The following is a 14,627-nucleotide window of genomic DNA, read 5'->3' as shown; positions in this document are numbered from 1 at the left end:
CGCGGCTCAGTCGAACAGCGCGTCGATGTCGTTCTGGGAGACGTGGCCGGCGTCGCCTTCGAGCTTCGGGCCGTTGAGGAGCTTGTCCTCCTCGGGGATCTCGGGCGCGGCGACCTCGGGGACGTACTCGCCGAACGACTCGATGCCGCCCCAGATCTCCTCCATGCGGCGGATGTGGTCCTCGATGAACTTGAGGGCCGACACCACCTTGCTGATCCGCTGTCCGGTGAGGTCCTGGAAGTTGCACGACTCGAAGATGCGGACGACGCAGTCCTGGATCTCGCGGGCGGTCGCCTGGTCGGCTGCCGCCGTCACCGAGGCGGCGAGCCTGTCGGCCCGCGTGTCGATCTCCTCGACGGCGCCGAGGATCGCCTGGGTGGCGCGCTCGGTGTCCTCGACCACGGCGTCGAGCTCGTTCGCCACCCGCGACATGTCCTGGCCGTTGAAGCCGGTCACGTGGATCGTCGCCAGCTCGCGCTTGGTCTCGACGATCGCGTCGCTGATCACGTCGAGCTCGGCCTTGAGCTTGTGGAACTCGTTGAACTGCGCCTGCAGCCTCTCCAGCGCGTGTTGCGCCTCGGCGGCGCGGCCCTCGATCAGGGTGCGCACGCCGCGGATCTCGGTGATCACCTCGAGGTGACGCAACGCCGCGTCGGCGTCGTTGGCCGAGGCCGGCGGTACCCCATCGGTCTCGCCGCCGGTGAGGCCGGCTGCGATCTCCGCGATGGGGCGGACCTGCTCGATGCGGAATTGTTTGCGCGGCTGCATGGAGAGTTCGCAATTCGAGACGTTCTTTATCCTTCTACCGGACCATTCTTTAACGAGCGGTTTCACCGCTGTCGTGCGGTCCGGCGGTGCCGCGGGCGCAGGTGACGATCCGTTCACCATGTTCGAGGCCGTTGACCTCGTATTAACCACGATGATTTCTTGTTAACCATCCGTAAACCACGTCGATGCCGCGTTTACGGTTCGGACACCATAGTCGTTCGAATTGAATCGATCATGCCGTTACAGTAAATCCGCGCGGGCTCGTTTTTACGACTTGGTCGCCATTTCGGGTTTTTACTCGAAATGCACCAAGGTTTGGTGTCCGAACCGTTCAACGTGTAACGAGTGCAGAGCCCCGTCATGTACCGCGTTCTTCTTTGCGCCCTGGCCGCGACCGCGCTGTCCGGCCCGCCGGCCGCCGCCCAGACCTGGGGGAGCGGCTCCTACGGAATCTCCGGCCGGAGCTATGTGGTGCCGCAGACCGCCGTCCAGGCGCCGGTGCGGCGGGGGTCGCTCGGCGGCGGCTTCGTCGAGGCCATCTTCGGCGGCGGCGAAGCGCCCGAGATGCGCGCGCGCGGCTATCAGGCGCAGGAGCCGGCCGCGTATGGCGGCGGCCGCTACGCCGGCATCGATCCGAGCGAGCTCGGCCGCAACGCCGTCGATCCGCGCTTCCGGCCCCAGCGGGTCGCCTATGACGGCAGCGAGCCGGCCGGCACCATCGTGGTCGATACCCGCAACTTCTATCTCTACCTGGTCGAGGGCAACGGCCGGGCGATGCGCTACGGCGTCGGGGTCGGCCGCCCCGGCTTCACCTGGTCGGGCGCCCACACGATCACCGGCAAGAAGGAATGGCCGGACTGGCGGCCGCCCGAGGAGATGCTGCGCCGGCAGCCCAGCCTGCCGAGCTTCATGCCCGGCGGCCCGGAGAACCCGCTCGGCGCCCGCGCCCTCTATCTCGGCGACACGCTCTACCGCATCCACGGCTCCAACGAGCCCTGGACGATCGGCACCCAGGTGTCGTCCGGCTGCATCCGCATGCGCAACGAGGACGTCATCGACCTCTACGAGCGGGTGAAGGTCGGCGCCAGGGTCGTCGTGATCTGATCGATACCTGATCCGATCCGGCGGCCGAATCGCGCCGCCGGGGTCGTGCTCCGCGCCGTCCGCCGGACGGCGCCAACCCCGGAGGGACTGCCCACCGCTCGCCCGACCACTCGTCCATCCCGACTACACTGGCGCGGGGCGCGTCCGATTCCTGTTGGAATCGGGCGCGTTCCTGCATTCGGGGCGCCGCTCCGGACGCAGCATCGACACGCGAGGGCCAAATTCTTGCCCATAGGCTCCGGGGCGGTGCGATAACCACCCCGTCGTGGCGGCGACGGGACGACGAGACCGGGGGAGGGGATCGTGGCACAGGCTGTCCACCCGAAATATCGAGCGTTCCTGGTCCACGCCCCGGCCGACGAGGCGTGGGGCCGGACGCTGCAGCGCAGCCTCGAGGAGATGCGGGTGCCGTGGGCGCTGGTCGGCCGCGAGACCGCGCACGGCCCGGTGCCGAAGCGGATCGGGCCGCTCGCCCGGTTCGCCGCCGAGCCGCCCCCGGTGGCCCCGGGCGAGCCGGAGCCCGCCGCTGTTCCGGAGCCGTCCGCCGCCGCGACGCCGACCCCGGCCGAGCCCGCCGCGGAGGCGGCGCCCGGCGCGGCGGCCGACGCGGAGCCGCCGGCTGCGGCCGCGACGGTGGCCGGCCCGACCCTGGTGTCCTCGACGGACGCACCCGTGGGGCCGGCCGCCCCGCCCGAGCCGCCGGCCCTGCGCGCCCCGGCCCGGCCGACCCTGCCGGAGGACATGGTCGCGGCGCTGGTCGACGCGCGCTTCCTGGTGGTGCTGTGTTCGCCCGCCGCCGCCACCGACGCGGCCGTCGACGAGGCGGTGCGCCGCTACAAGGGGCTCGGCCGCGGCGACCGGGTCGTCGCCGTGCTGGTCGGCGGCGCGCCCGACGCCGATCCGCGCACGCTGTGCCCGCCGGCCCTGCGCCGGCGAATCAAGGTGGACGGCACCGTCTCGGACGAGGAGGAGGACGCGGTCGCGCCGCTGGTGATCGACGCCCGCACCCTGCCGCGCACCGAGGTGACGATGCGGCTCGCCGCCGCGCTGCTGGCGCTCTCCTTCGACGAGTTTCGCGGGCCGGCCGAGCGGTCGACGCGCGGCCGCCGCCGGCTGCGCGGCTGGCTCACCGCCGCCGCCGTGCTGCTGATCCTGGTCGGCGGCCTGGTCGCCGCGGTGCGCTTCGTGCTGCCGAACGATCCGATGCTGCTCGACAGGGTGCTGGCGGCCGGCACCGGGACGACGCTGCGCGCCGTCGACGCCGCCGACCGGCTCGGCGCGTCGCCGGCCGTGGTCGCCGGGATCGTCGCGCCGGCCGAGGCGGCGCTGCGCGACCTCGCGGCCGCCGGCGGCGACGATCCGCGGCTGCAGCTGCGGCGCGCCGCCATGCTGATCGCCTTCGAGCGCCGGCGCGACGCGCTCGGCCTCGCCGACGCCGCCCGCAGCCGCACCACGGCGGCGGAGGCGCTGCTCGACGGCCTCGTCTTCCCGGGCGGCATGGACGCCGAGGTGCAGCGCGAGATCGTCGCGGCGCGGCTCGATGCCGTCCGGCTGCGGCTCGCCCAGGGCGCGACGGACCGCGCGCTCGCCAACGCCCGCGCGGCGCTGGCCGCGGCCGAGCGGCTCGCCGGCGCCGACCCGACCAGCGTCGCGCGCCAGCGCGAGCTGTCGCGCGCCGCGACCGCGTTCGGCGACGCGCTGCTCGCCGCCGGCGAGGCCGACGATGCGCTCAAGCAGTTCCGCACCGTGCTGACCATCCGCGAGACGCTGCTCGCGGTCGATCCTTCGAGTGCCGAGGCGCGGCGCGACCTGTCGGTCGCCTACGAGCGGCTCGGCGACGTGCTGGTCGTCCGCGACGCCCCCGACGAGGCGCTCAAGGGCTATCGCACGGCGCTGTCGCTGCGGCTCTCGGCGGTCGATCCCGCCGCCGGCCCCGGCTGGCAGCGCGGCCTGTCGATCCTCTACAACAAGGTCGGCGACGTGCAGCTGGCGCAGGGCGCCGGCGAGGACGCCCTCGGCAGCTACCGGGCCGGGCTCGCCCTGCAGCTCGCGGTCGCCGAGCGGGCCGATGCGGCGGCGCGCCGGGCCATGTCGGTCTCCTACGAGCGCATCGGCGACGTGCTCAGGGCGCAGCGCGCCTTCGACGAGGCGCTGGCCTCCTACCGGGCGAGCCTGGCACTGCGCCAGGGCCTCGCCGGCGGCGATCCCGGCGGCTCGCGCTGGCCGCGCGACCTGCCGGTGTCGCAGGAGCGGATCGGCGACGTGCTGATGGCGAAGGGCGCGCCCGACGAGGCGCTCGCCGCCTATCAAACCGCGCTGGCGGCGCGCGAGCGGCTCCTCGCCGCGCAGCCGGGCCCGGCGGCCCGGCACGACGTCGCGGTGACGCAGAGCAAGATCGGCGACGCGCTGGCCGCCAGGCGGATGGGGGCGGAGGCGCTGGCGAGCTGGCGCGCGGCACTCGCCGCGACCGAGCAGCTCGTCGCGGCCGATCCCGACAATGCGGCGTGGCAGTGGGAGATGGCGGTGCTGCAGTGGCGGCTCGCCAGCGCCGGCGACGATCCGGTCGAGCGCTACCGGGTGGTGGTCGCGACGCTCCGCGAGCTCGCCGGCCGGCGCAAGCTCACGCCCGCGCAGGCGAAGTGGCTGCCGCTCGCCGAGCGCGCGCTGGTCGAGGCGCGGACGCGGTAGGGCGCGGACGCGCCGGAGGCAGGACGGGGGCGGGCGCGCCGCGGCACGCCCGCCCGGGTTTCCGCTGCGGCGGGCTCAGGCGTAGTCGGAATCGTCGCCGCCGAAATCGCCGAAATCGTCGCCGCCCTCGTCGTCACCGCCATCGTCCTCGTCGCTGCCGGGGTCGAAGGCCGAGGCGTGCCGGGCGCCGCCGCCGCTGCCGGAGCCGCCGATGTCGTCGAGGCCGGCCTCGCGGGAGAGATCGCCGCCCGAGGAGCCGCCGCCCCAGGGCGCACGGTCGCCGCCGCCGCCGCCGGAGGAGTCGAGGGCCGCCTGGCTGCTGCCGCCCCCGCCGCCGCCGGCCGCATGGCCCATGCCGCGCAGGCTGTCCATCAGCAGCGAGCCGCCGATGACGCCGGCGGCGGCCGCCGCCGCGGTGCCGAGGAACGAGCCGCCGCGGCCGCCGAACGCGCCCGCCTGGGGCGGGGCGCCGGTTCCCGGGCCGCCATAAGCCTGGTTGCCGTAGCCGGGGCCGCCATATTGCGCCTGACCGAAGCCGCCCGGCGCGCCCATCGGTGCGCCGCCGCCCATCGGCGCGCCACCGCCCGGACCGGGGCCCCAGCGCGGATCGCCGCCGGCGTCGGCCTGGCGGACCGACGGCACCGAGCCGCGGCCCTGGCCGGGCCCGCCCTGCGGGCCGCCGCCGAACACGGCGCTGCGCAGATTGTCGAGGAAGCCGCCCTGCTGCTGCGCCGGCGGGGCGAGCGCCGCCTCGAGCTCGTCGATGCGGGCCTGCGCCTGCTGCAGCGCCTCGTCCTGGAGCAGCGTGGTCTGGACCAGCGCATAGAGCGCGTTGGGGGCGCGGGCGAGGCCCTCGCGGATGGCGCGCTCGGCGTCGGGGTCGCGCGGCTCCCGCTCGAGCGTGGCGAGGCGCTCGAACAGGTCGGCGACGAGCTGGTGTTCCTGCGGAGTCATCGTGGTCTCCTGGTGGGCCGTGTCCGGCACGGACGGCTGCGGCGGGCGGCTGCGGTCGGAGACGATCCGCGCCGGCGCGCGCGCTCCCTATATGGGGCGCCGCCGCTGCGGCGGAATGGTGGTGGGGGAGGGGCCGTGGCAGCCTGCCGCACCCGCCGCCCGAACGTCACGCGAGCGTGAATCCCGCCTGCGCCAGCACGGCCGGAAAGCGGTCGCCGCCCAGATAGGCGTACTCGGCCTCGCGCAGCGCGGTGAGCGGGTCGAGGCGCTTGAGCTCGCCGTCCACGGTGCCGGGATGGCACATCACCACGCTGCCGTCCGGCAGGTCCTTCAGGAAGGCCGGGAACAGGGCGGCGTAGTCGACCTCCGGCTTGAACGTGTAGGTGCCGGCGAAGGCCGGGTTGGTGGCGACGCCGCGCTCCGCCGCGAGGCGCCGGAAGGCGCCGCTCATGCGGTCGAGCAGCAGGCTCTTGGGATCGCCGAGGCGCTTCAGCGTGGCGGTGATCTGGCCGCACTGGCGCACCCACGCCCCCGGGGCGAGGCGCGGCACGATCTCCAGCACCGCCTCGCGCACGCCGGGCAGCAGATGGACGTGCTGGTGGCCGTCCACATAGTCGGGCGGCCGGCCGAAGGCGGCGACGAAGGCCGCCATCTGGGCCTCGATCTCGCGGGCGACCGCGTCGCGGTCGAACGGCGTCACGAAGGAGGCGGCGAGCAGCTTGCCCACCGGCAGGAAGCGCCCGTCGCGGGCGAGCGGGGCGTAGCCGGCCGTGCAGGGCTGGAACGGCGCCGTCAGGGTCAGATGCAGGCCGACCTGGACCCGTCTCTCGGCGACCGCCGCGAGGCGCTTCGCCTCGGCCGGCGAGAAGGTCGGCGGCAGCACCATCACGCTGGTGGCGGCGAGGCGGCCGCGGCCGATCAGATCCAGGATGGCGTCGTCGACGCCGGGGGCCAGGCCGAAATCGTCGGCGCACAGGATCAGCCGGCGCAGGGGGGATTCGGTGCTCACGCGGTACGCTCCGGAACGTCGACGTCGGTCCGCGGCGGCGCGGCGGCGTCGGCCCGCTTCACGCTGTGCTCGGCGACGAAGTAGACGGGCCGTCCCTTGGTCTCCGAGAGGATCTTGGCGATGTACTCGCCCATCACGCCGATCATCACGAGCTGCACGCCGCCCAGCACCATCAGGCCGACGACCAGCGACGGATAGCCGGGCACGTCGGTGCCGAACACCAGCACCTCGATTAGGATGTAGATGCCGAAGAACAGCGCCGTCGCGGCGAGCAGCAGGCCGAGCAGGCTGGCGATACGCAGCGGCGCCACCGAGAACGCCGTGAGGCCCTCGATCGACAGGCCGAGCAGCGCGCCGAAGTTCCAGCTCGACGTGCCGTGCTCGCGGGCCGCCGGCTCGTAGTCGATGCGCAGCTGGCGGAAGCCGATCCAGCTCGCCAGGCCCTTGAAGAAGCGGTTGCGCTCGGGCAGCTGGCGGAGCGCGGCGGCGGCGCGCGGCGACAGCAGGCGGAAGTCGCCGGCGTCCTCCGGGATCTTGTGGCGCGAGCCCCAGTTGATCAGCGTGTAGAAGGTGCGGCCGAACAGCCGGCGCAGGAACGACTCCGATTTCCGGTGCGCCTTGGCCGTGAAGACGACGTCGTAGCCGTCCTCGATCCAGTGGCCGGCGAGCCGCTCCACCATGCTGGGCGGATGCTGCCCGTCCGAATCCATGAACAGCACGGCGCCGCGCCGCGCGTGCTCCAGCCCGGCGAGCAGCGCCGCCTCCTTGCCGAAGTTGCGCGAGAGCGCGATCACCTGCACGTCGAGCCCGTCGGCCGGCAGCCGGGTCGCGATCTCCAGCGAGCGGTCGCGGCTGCCGTCGTCGACATAGACGACCTCGCAGGCGAGGCCCCAGCGCTCGCGCAGCGTGCGGGCGACGCCGACGATGCGTCCGTGCAGCGCCTCCAGCCCGCCGGCCTCGTTGTAGACCGGCATGACGATCGACAGGCCGGCCGCGGCGCGCCGCGCCGGAGTGTCGGGCGTGCCGGCGCCCGCGTCCTGCCGCAATGCTGGCTCACCCGAGGTCATGCGCCCGTCGTCGTCCGTGTGGTTCCGGTCGGGCGCCTTATAGCCCATGCGCTCCGGGCTGTCGCCGGGCGGACCGCGGCGCCGGAGACGCCGGACGGTGTCGGGTTCAGGCTCGGTTTCGCCGCGCCGGCATGGTAGAGCGGCGGCAGTTGCGCCGAGCGACGGTCGCGGAGCGACGGCCGCGGAGAGACGGCCGCGGAGAGACCATGGAGCCGACCCGGTTGGAGAGCCTGTTTCCGCGCGCCGCCCCGGCGGTGCGCCGGCGCGCCGGCATGATGCGCAAGGCGGCGAGCTTCGCGCTGGTCGGCGTCGTCAACACGGCCGTGGACGCCAGCGTGTTCTTCGTCGCGCTGACGGCGCTGCAGTCGGCCGGCGCGAGCGTGCGCGCCTTCGAGACGATGTCCGGCCTGTGCGGCTGCGGCGGCGCCGACGACCTGATGCTGATCGCCGCCAACCTGATGGGCTGGGTGGTCGGGGTCACCGGCTCCTACGTGCTCAACTCCACCTTCACGTTCGCCGAGGAGTCCGGCCGCACGCTGCGGCTGCGCGACTACGGCGCCTTCGCGGCCTCCGGCGTGCTCGGCGCCGTCGCCAACACCACGACCCTGGTGCTGGTCGCCCAGGTGATGCCGGTGTGGTTCGCCAAGGCCTGCGCCATCCTGGTGAGCTTCGTGGTCAACTTCACCATGTCGCACTTCGTCGTGTTCCGCCCGCGGCGGACCCGCGAGGACGCCGTGGGGGCCGACGCGACGAAGCCGTGAGGCCGGCCCGCCTCACTGCGGGCCGGCCATCGCGCGGATGTCCTTGACCAGCAGGAACAGGTGGCGCGGATCGGTCGGCGACGGCACGAAGCCGAAATGGCGATAAAACGCGGCGGCACCATCGTCCTTGGCGTGCACGGCGAGCGCCCTAACGCCTGCGATGTCAGCGACCTGGAGCGTCCGACCGAGCGCGTCGAGCAGGAGCCCGGCGCCGATCCTCCTGTTCTGCCAGTCGACGTGCACGGCGAGACGGGCGAGGACGAGAAGCGGAATGGATGCCGCGGCATGCCCTTTCCGACCCGGTCCGGCGCCTCCTCGTGACGCACGTCGCCGACCACCAGCGTGTAGAACCCGACGACAGCATCGGCGGCGAGCGCCACATAGGTCCTGGATGCGTTCGCCTGCTGGGCCTGGAAGGCATGGCGGACGAGAAACCGGTCGAGGTCCGGCTGTCCGCACGTGAAGGCGTCGACGGAATGGCTCCGACCCAACGTCTCGATGCGGAGCGGGTCGGTCACTGCTTTGGATCGAAGACGGACGGCTCCCAGAACAGGCGTTCGAGACGGGGGGCCCGGCGAGGCGGAGCGTCGAGCGCGGCGACGAACGCCTCCCATCGCTCCGTGTCGAGGTGGAACACCGTTCGATCGGGAAGCCTCGCCTCCGCTTCGCACAGCGCCGTCTCCAGGACAAACTCGCTGAGCGACTTGCTGGCCGCCGTCGCCGCGGCCTGCAGAGTCTGCTTGGCCGATTTGGTCAGCCGCAGATCGAGCTTCTCGGTGCGGTTGGTTCGCGCTTCGATCATAAGACGATTCTCTGAAGTCTGCCTGACATTGTCAAAACAGGTCCGGCGTTCCGACGTGTCGCCGCTTCGGTGGCGGCCGTCGCGATGATGCCGGTGTCGCCGGCCCCGCCGCCGTCATTGCGGCGTCTTGTCGTCCATGGGCGGCAGCGTGAAGCGGGTCTGCGGCCGCACCGACTCGACGCCGTCGACCGCCTTCATGCCGCTCACCGCGGCGCTGTCGGCGGTCCCCACGATGGTGCGGAAGCGCGGGAAGGTCTGCTTGACCTGCAGGCCCTGCGCCTCGAGCGACCGGGCGACGCTCTCCAGCTCGCCGCGCTTGCCCTCCTGGACCAGGATCACGACCTCCATCTCGGCCATGCCGACCTCCTCGTGTCGATCTCCCCCGCGTCACGGCGACCGGCGGGCGAGGCCGTCGGTCGCCACGCCGGCAGTCCTGTCGGCCCGGCCCCGTCGGCCGCGTCAGACGGTGCCGACGGCGTCCGGCGCCTGCACCAGGCCGCGCCCGAAGTCGCGGGCGGTGCCGAGCGGGCGGGCGGAACGCTCGAGCGCGTCCCGCAGCTTCGCACCGCGCAGCGAAGCATCGGATTCCGCCCACAACGCGGCGATGCCGGCGGCGTGCGGACAGGCCATGCTGGTGCCGTCCAGCACCCGCGACTGGCGCGGCCGCGGGAACGACGAGTAGACGGTGACGCCCGGGCCGGACAGGTCGACCTCGCCGCCGCCCGCGGTCAGCCCGCCGCAGGAGAACGGGGCCACCTTCAGGTGCGGATCGACGGCCGCCACCGCGACGATCGAGCGGGCGTTTGCCGGCGCACCGACCGGGGCGATGAAGCCGAAGTCGCGGCCGCTCTCGTTGCCGGCGGCGGCGATGATGAGCGCGCCGGCGCGCAGCGCGGCGTCGCCGACCTCCTCGTAGAGCGGGTCGGGCTGCTCGCCGGGCGCGGTCGGCCGGCCGAGCGACATCGAGATCACGGCGCAGCCCTGCTCGATCGCCCAGTCCATCCCCTGCAGGATGTCGAGCTCGCGGCCGGAGCCGCCGTTGTTCAGCACCTTGCCGACGAACAGCTCGGCCTCGGGCGCGACGCCGTAGCGGCGGCCGATGGCGGAGCGGCGCGGCCCCGCCACGGTGCCGGCCGTGTGGGTGCCGTGGCCCTGGACGTCCTGGGCGTCCTCGCCGTCGACGAAGCTCCGGCTGACGATCGCGCGGCCGGTGAAATCCGGGTGATCGAGATCGAGGCCGGTGTCGAGCACGGCGACCTTGATGCCGCGGCCGCCGAAGCGGGAGCGGTGGGCCCCGGTGGCGATCAGGCCCCAGGTGTGATCGTCGGTGTCGGCGAACTCGGCCGCCGCGGTCGTCGCCTCGCTGATCACGGTCCGGGCCGTCTCGAACGCCGTGGTGGCGCCCTCGGCGAGCAGCTGCAGGCCCTCGCGCACCCAGACGCCGTAGCGCTCCCGCAGGTCGGCGATGGCGTAGAGGTAGAACTCCGGCCGCACCTGGCGGACGCCCTCGGCGGCGCGCAGCGCGGCCATCCCGGCGCCGGCGTCCCGCGGCTCGATCGCGGCGATCTTCAGCCGGCCGATGACCACGGCCTCGCCCTGGGCGATCGCGGTGGCCGCCTCGGTGACGGTGCCGAACTCGCGGGAATCGCGGGGGCGCGCCCCGGTCGCCCGCTCGACGGCGCGGCCCATGGCGGCCGGCTCGGCGTCGGGCCGGAACAGGACCAGGACGCGTCCGGTGGGCTGCGGACGCGGCGGCTCAGGGAAGCGTGACGTGTCGGCCATGACGGCTCCTCCCGTTGGGACAATCGCAGGTGGTCCTTGACCCGAGTCTGCGACAGTTTCCATGACGGGAGGAGAGTCGTGTGTACAATCCTGGGTGATCGCTCCGCCGCCGCGGGGCGATCACGTTTCGATGTCTTGCGACGTGGGACAGTGGCGCGCCGCCCTACAGCGCCGCCTCGAGCCGGTCGAACAGCGGGTTCTCGCGGGCGAAGACGTAGTCGAGCGGACCGACGACCACGCTCGCGGCGCCGTGGGCGCGCAGGACGGTGGCGAGCGCGTGGACGTGCTCGGGCGGGCAGTGCAGCGTCAGCATGCCCGAGGAGGTCGGGCCGCCGAACGGGGTCTCGACGCCGTACTGCTCGCGGATCTGCGTCAGCAGCGCCTCGTCGCAGCCCGGGAAGCGGGTGCGCATCTCGCGGAACCCGCTGGCCCGGCTGTAGGCGGCGATGCGGTCGAGCACGATGCGGGCGGTCTCGCGCGCCGCCGGGCTCCAGTCGGCGCCGCGCGCCGCGACCAGGTTCGCCTGCGAGCGCAGGATGATCCCGTCGTCGACGATCTTCAGCGCGTTGGCGGCGAGCGTGGTGCCCGTGGTGGTGATGTCGACGATCAGCTCGGCCGTGCCGGCGGCCGGCGCCCCTTCGGTCGCCCCCGCGCTCTCGACGATGCGGTAGTCGATGATGCCGTGCTGCGCGAAGAAGGCGCGGGTGAGGTTTACGTACTTGGTCGCCACCCGCATGCGGCGGTCGTTCTCCAGCCGGAACGCGGTGGCGACGTCGTCGAGATCGGCCATGCTGCGCACGTCGATCCAGGCCTGCGGCACCGCGACCACCACGGTGGCGAAGCCGAAGCCGAGCCCGTGCAGCAGCGTCACCTTGTCGTCGGCGTGCGGGATCGACTCGCGGATCAGATCCTCGCCCGTGATGCCGAAATGGACGCTGCCCTGGCTGAGCTGCTGGGCGATCTCGGAGGCGGAGAGGAACGCCACCTCGATCTCCGGCAGGCCGGCGACCGTGCCGCGATACTCGCGGGCGCCGCGCGGCTTCGCGAGCTTCAGCCCGGACCGGCCGAAATACTCCTCGGCGTTCTCCTGCAGCCGGCCCTTGGCCGGCACGGCGATGACGAAGGCGCTCATCGCGCAGCTCCCGAACCGATGTCCGACGGCGCCGCCGTCAGCGCGACCAGCCGCTCGATCCACACCGAGAAGCCGACCGCCGGGATCGGCGCGGCGTGGCCGAGCCGTGCGAACAGCCCGTCGTAGCGGCCGCCGGCGACCAGCTGGCCCTCGATGCGGCCGGCCGGGTCGTGCAGCTCGAAGACGAGGCCCGTGTAGTAGTCGAGGCCGCGCCCGAACGCGGTGGCGAAGCGGATGCGGCCGATGTCGATGCCGTTGCGGGCCAGCAGCGCGTTGCGCGCCTCGAAGGTGTCGAGCGCGGCGGCGAGATCGAGGCCGGCCTCGTCCGCGAAGCCGCGCAGCGCCGCGGCGGCCGTGGCCGGATCGCCCGCGACCGCGAAGAAGCGCGCGATCAGCCGGCCGGTCTCGGCCGGCAGCGCGGCGCCGGCGCCGAGCTCGGCCTGCTCCAGGAAGCGGGCGGCGATCTCGGCGACCGAGCGGCCGCCGACCGTGGAGATGCCGGCGATCGACAGGAGGTCGGCGACCAGCGCGCGGGCCGCCTTGGGGTCGGCGTTCGACAGCGCCGCCAGCACCCCCTGGTACTCGGGCGGACCGTTGCCGCCCGTGACCGTCAGGCGGTGCAGGTCCTCGGCCAGCACGGACTTGCGGTTGAAGTCCTTGGCGAGGCGGCGGCGCCACACCGGGGCGAGGTCGAGCGCCTCGACCAGCGCGGCGAACAGGCCGAGGTCGCCCATGCGGATGTCGGGCGCGGTCACGCCGTAGAGGTCGGTCGCCTCCAGAGCGAGCGCCATCGCCTCGGCGTCGGCCGCGGTCTTGTCGGCGCCGCCGAAGGATTCGATGCCGGCCTGCCAGAACTCGCCGGAGGCGCCGGGCCGCTGGCGGAACACCGGCCCGAGATAGCTGAAGCGGGCGGGCCGCCCGGCCTCCGACCCGGCCAGATAGTCGAGCGCCACCGGGATGGTGAGGTCCGGACGCAGGCAGAGGTCGTCGCCGCCGGCGTCGGGGATCAGGTACATGCGGCGGCGGATGTCCTCGCCGGACAGCGCCAGGAAGGGCTCGGCCGGCTGCAGCACGGCGGGCTCGACGCGGGCATAGCCGGCGCGTTCGTAGGACGCGACCAGCGCGTCGGCGCGTGCGTCCTTGCCGACGACGGTTGCAGATACGGCGGACATGAGTTCCCCGGCACCTTTGATCGCGCCGCCTGTAGCACGTCTCTCCCGGGGTTTCGACGGTCGGTTCGCGGCGGACGGGCCGGGCACCCGGCCCGTGCTGCGCGCAAAGGTTGACTCTCGGCCGGTCGACAGCGCGCCGGACATAAGGATGGTTACCAAGTATTCGCCATGCGGATTACGCGCGCCATGTCAGGATCGGCGGATAGGCATGCAGCGCAGCATTGTTTTTGTGCTTTGCACGACCTCTCCGAATCCTCACGATCACTGGAAATTAAGCGAATCGTGATTGCCTGCGAGGGGCTGGTGCGTTACCCCTGCTGCAATGCAGCACGTTCCGGCTAGTTCGTTTCCCTGCGTCCCCGGCGCGGCTGCACATCCCCCGCGACGCGCTTCGACACGGCGCCCGAGCACCCCCGGCTCGGTCCAAGAAGGACGTGATCCAATGACCTACGAGACCCTGATCGTCGAGACCGTGGGACGCGTCGGCGTCATCCGGCTGAACCGGCCGAAGGCGCTGAACGCGCTGAACTCGACCCTGGCGGAAGAACTGAGGGCGGCGTTCGCGGACTTCGACCGCAACGAGGAGATCGGCTGCGTCGTCATCACCGGCACGGAGCGGGCCTTCGCGGCCGGCGCCGACATCAAGGAGATGGCGCCGAAGTCGTTCATCGACACCTTCACCAACAACTACATGGCGAACTGGGACAGTCCGGCGCGCTCGCGCAAGCCGACCATCGCGGCGGTGGCGGGATTCGCGCTCGGCGGCGGCTGCGAGCTGGCCATGCAGTGCGACCTGATCATCGCGGCCGACAACGCCAAGTTCGGCCAGCCGGAGATCACGCTCGGCATCGTCCCCGGCCTCGGCGGCACCCAGCGGCTGACGCGGGCGCTCGGCAAGGCCAAGGCCATGGATCTGGTGCTGACCGGCCGCATGATGGATGCCGAGGAGGCGGAGCGCTGCGGCCTCGTCTCGCGGGTCGTGCCGCTCGCCGAGCTGATGGACGTCGCCATGAAGGCGGCCGAGACCATCGCCTCGATGTCGCTGCCGGCCGTGATGACGGCCAAGGAGCTGGTGCAGCGCGCCCACGAGCTGCCGCTCGCCGAAGGCCTGCGCTTCGAGCGCCGCGCCTTCCACGCGCTGTTCGGCACCGACGGCCAGCGCGAGGGCATGCAGGCCTTCCTGGAGAAGCGCAAGCCGCAGTTCAACCAGCCGCACCACAAGGCTCCGCAGGGCGGCCTCGGCGAGGCGGCGGAGTAGGTCATCCGCCCTCGTCCGGCTCGATTCCGCTCGTCCCCGCGAAGGCGGGGACCCAGGGGCCGCGCGACGTGTGGCCCTGGATTCCCGCTTGCGCGGGAATGAGCGGAGGATGGGGCGAGCGGGACCGGAC

General features: G+C 73.1%; 14 protein-coding genes. 4 read left to right on the top strand and 10 right to left on the bottom strand.

The genetic code is table 11. From position 1 onward, the window contains the following. Nucleotides 1-6: 6 nt before the first annotated feature. The gene (locus tag J2S22_RS20710; RefSeq protein ID WP_272776947.1) at nt 7-768 is read right to left on the bottom strand and encodes a chemotaxis protein; all 762 of its coding nucleotides are present in this window, start codon (nt 766-768) and stop codon (nt 7-9) included. 360 nt (nt 769-1,128) lie between these two features. Between J2S22_RS20710 and J2S22_RS20705 the strand changes: the two genes are divergently transcribed. Further along, the gene (locus tag J2S22_RS20705; RefSeq protein ID WP_272776948.1) at nt 1,129-1,872 is read left to right on the top strand and encodes a L,D-transpeptidase; all 744 of its coding nucleotides are present in this window, start codon (nt 1,129-1,131) and stop codon (nt 1,870-1,872) included. 303 nt (nt 1,873-2,175) lie between these two features. After that, nucleotides 2,176-4,560 (top strand): tetratricopeptide repeat protein, encoded by a 2,385-nt coding sequence (locus J2S22_RS20700; RefSeq protein WP_272776949.1) that lies wholly within the window; start codon nt 2,176-2,178, stop codon nt 4,558-4,560. Between the two features lie 75 nt (nt 4,561-4,635). On the opposite strand, the gene J2S22_RS20695 is transcribed toward J2S22_RS20700, so the two are convergent. From J2S22_RS20695 to J2S22_RS20685, 3 genes are all read right to left on the bottom strand, one after another. Beyond that, entirely contained in the window at nt 4,636-5,514 is an 879-nt protein-coding gene (locus J2S22_RS20695) for a DUF2076 domain-containing protein (protein WP_272776950.1), read from the bottom strand. A 166-nt stretch (nt 5,515-5,680) separates the two neighbouring features. Next, nucleotides 5,681-6,523 carry a ChbG/HpnK family deacetylase gene (locus J2S22_RS20690; RefSeq protein ID WP_272776951.1) on the bottom strand — a complete coding sequence of 281 codons (843 nt, stop codon included), beginning with the start codon at nt 6,521-6,523 and terminating at the stop codon, nt 5,681-5,683. Then, a complete protein-coding gene (locus tag J2S22_RS20685) occupies nt 6,520-7,590 on the bottom strand; it encodes a glycosyltransferase family 2 protein (RefSeq protein ID WP_272776952.1) in 1,071 nt (356 codons plus the stop codon). The genes J2S22_RS20690 and J2S22_RS20685 overlap by 4 nt, the downstream gene beginning before the upstream one ends. 206 nt (nt 7,591-7,796) lie before the next feature. Here J2S22_RS20685 and J2S22_RS20680 point away from each other — a divergent pair, with 206 nt between their 5' ends. Next, nucleotides 7,797-8,351, top strand: a complete 555-nt coding sequence (locus J2S22_RS20680) for a GtrA family protein (RefSeq protein ID WP_272776953.1) — start codon at nt 7,797-7,799, stop codon at nt 8,349-8,351. A gap of 12 nt (nt 8,352-8,363) precedes the next feature. Here J2S22_RS20680 and J2S22_RS20675 read toward each other — a convergent pair whose 3' ends face one another. From J2S22_RS20675 to J2S22_RS20650, 6 genes are all read right to left on the bottom strand, one after another. Continuing rightward, nucleotides 8,364-8,594, bottom strand: a complete 231-nt coding sequence (locus tag J2S22_RS20675) for a GNAT family N-acetyltransferase (protein ID WP_307155867.1) — start codon at nt 8,592-8,594, stop codon at nt 8,364-8,366. 271 nt (nt 8,595-8,865) lie between these two features. Continuing rightward, complete coding sequence (locus J2S22_RS20670) at nt 8,866-9,153, bottom strand: type II toxin-antitoxin system TacA family antitoxin (protein WP_272776954.1); 288 nt, start codon at nt 9,151-9,153, stop codon at nt 8,866-8,868. Nucleotides 9,154-9,267: 114 nt separating this feature from the next. Then, nucleotides 9,268-9,510, bottom strand: a complete 243-nt coding sequence (locus J2S22_RS20665) for a hypothetical protein (protein WP_272776955.1) — start codon at nt 9,508-9,510, stop codon at nt 9,268-9,270. Nucleotides 9,511-9,612: 102 nt separating this feature from the next. Then, a complete protein-coding gene (locus J2S22_RS20660; RefSeq protein ID WP_272776956.1) occupies nt 9,613-10,935 on the bottom strand; it encodes a S8 family serine peptidase in 1,323 nt (440 codons plus the stop codon). Nucleotides 10,936-11,098: 163 nt separating this feature from the next. Next, complete coding sequence (gene hisG / locus J2S22_RS20655; protein WP_272776957.1) at nt 11,099-12,067, bottom strand: ATP phosphoribosyltransferase; 969 nt, start codon at nt 12,065-12,067, stop codon at nt 11,099-11,101. Further along, nucleotides 12,064-13,239: an ATP phosphoribosyltransferase regulatory subunit gene (locus tag J2S22_RS20650; RefSeq protein WP_272776958.1), complete on the bottom strand. Its 1,176-nt coding sequence runs from the start codon at nt 13,237-13,239 to the stop codon at nt 12,064-12,066. Before J2S22_RS20650 ends, hisG begins: the two co-directional genes overlap by 4 nt. Nucleotides 13,240-13,681: 442 nt before the next feature. Between J2S22_RS20650 and J2S22_RS20645 the strand changes: the two genes are divergently transcribed. Then, complete coding sequence (locus J2S22_RS20645) at nt 13,682-14,497, top strand: enoyl-CoA hydratase (protein ID WP_272776959.1); 816 nt, start codon at nt 13,682-13,684, stop codon at nt 14,495-14,497. The last annotated feature ends 130 nt before the right edge of the window (nt 14,498-14,627 follow it).

This window comes from Rhodoplanes tepidamans, from assembly GCF_030813915.1.
GTDB classification, from domain to species: domain Bacteria; phylum Pseudomonadota; class Alphaproteobacteria; order Rhizobiales; family Xanthobacteraceae; genus Rhodoplanes; species Rhodoplanes tepidamans.
Note: the sequence above shows the minus strand (reverse complement) of the source record. Positions and strands in the feature narration are given on the sequence as shown.

Coding starts and splice junctions, on each gene's coding strand:
- J2S22_RS20645 (WP_272776959.1), top strand. CDS start 13,682: ATGACCTACGAGACCCTGATCGTCGAGACCGTGGGACGCGTCGGCGTC.
- J2S22_RS20660 (WP_272776956.1), bottom strand. CDS start 10,935: ATGGCCGACACGTCACGCTTCCCTGAGCCGCCGCGTCCGCAGCCCACC.
- J2S22_RS20710 (WP_272776947.1), bottom strand. CDS start 768: ATGCAGCCGCGCAAACAATTCCGCATCGAGCAGGTCCGCCCCATCGCG.
- J2S22_RS20665 (WP_272776955.1), bottom strand. CDS start 9,510: ATGGCCGAGATGGAGGTCGTGATCCTGGTCCAGGAGGGCAAGCGCGGC.
- J2S22_RS20650 (WP_272776958.1), bottom strand. CDS start 13,239: ATGTCCGCCGTATCTGCAACCGTCGTCGGCAAGGACGCACGCGCCGAC.
- hisG (WP_272776957.1), bottom strand. CDS start 12,067: ATGAGCGCCTTCGTCATCGCCGTGCCGGCCAAGGGCCGGCTGCAGGAG.
- J2S22_RS20695 (WP_272776950.1), bottom strand. CDS start 5,514: ATGACTCCGCAGGAACACCAGCTCGTCGCCGACCTGTTCGAGCGCCTC.
- J2S22_RS20705 (WP_272776948.1), top strand. CDS start 1,129: ATGTACCGCGTTCTTCTTTGCGCCCTGGCCGCGACCGCGCTGTCCGGC.
- J2S22_RS20680 (WP_272776953.1), top strand. CDS start 7,797: ATGGAGCCGACCCGGTTGGAGAGCCTGTTTCCGCGCGCCGCCCCGGCG.
- J2S22_RS20670 (WP_272776954.1), bottom strand. CDS start 9,153: ATGATCGAAGCGCGAACCAACCGCACCGAGAAGCTCGATCTGCGGCTG.
- J2S22_RS20685 (WP_272776952.1), bottom strand. CDS start 7,590: ATGACCTCGGGTGAGCCAGCATTGCGGCAGGACGCGGGCGCCGGCACG.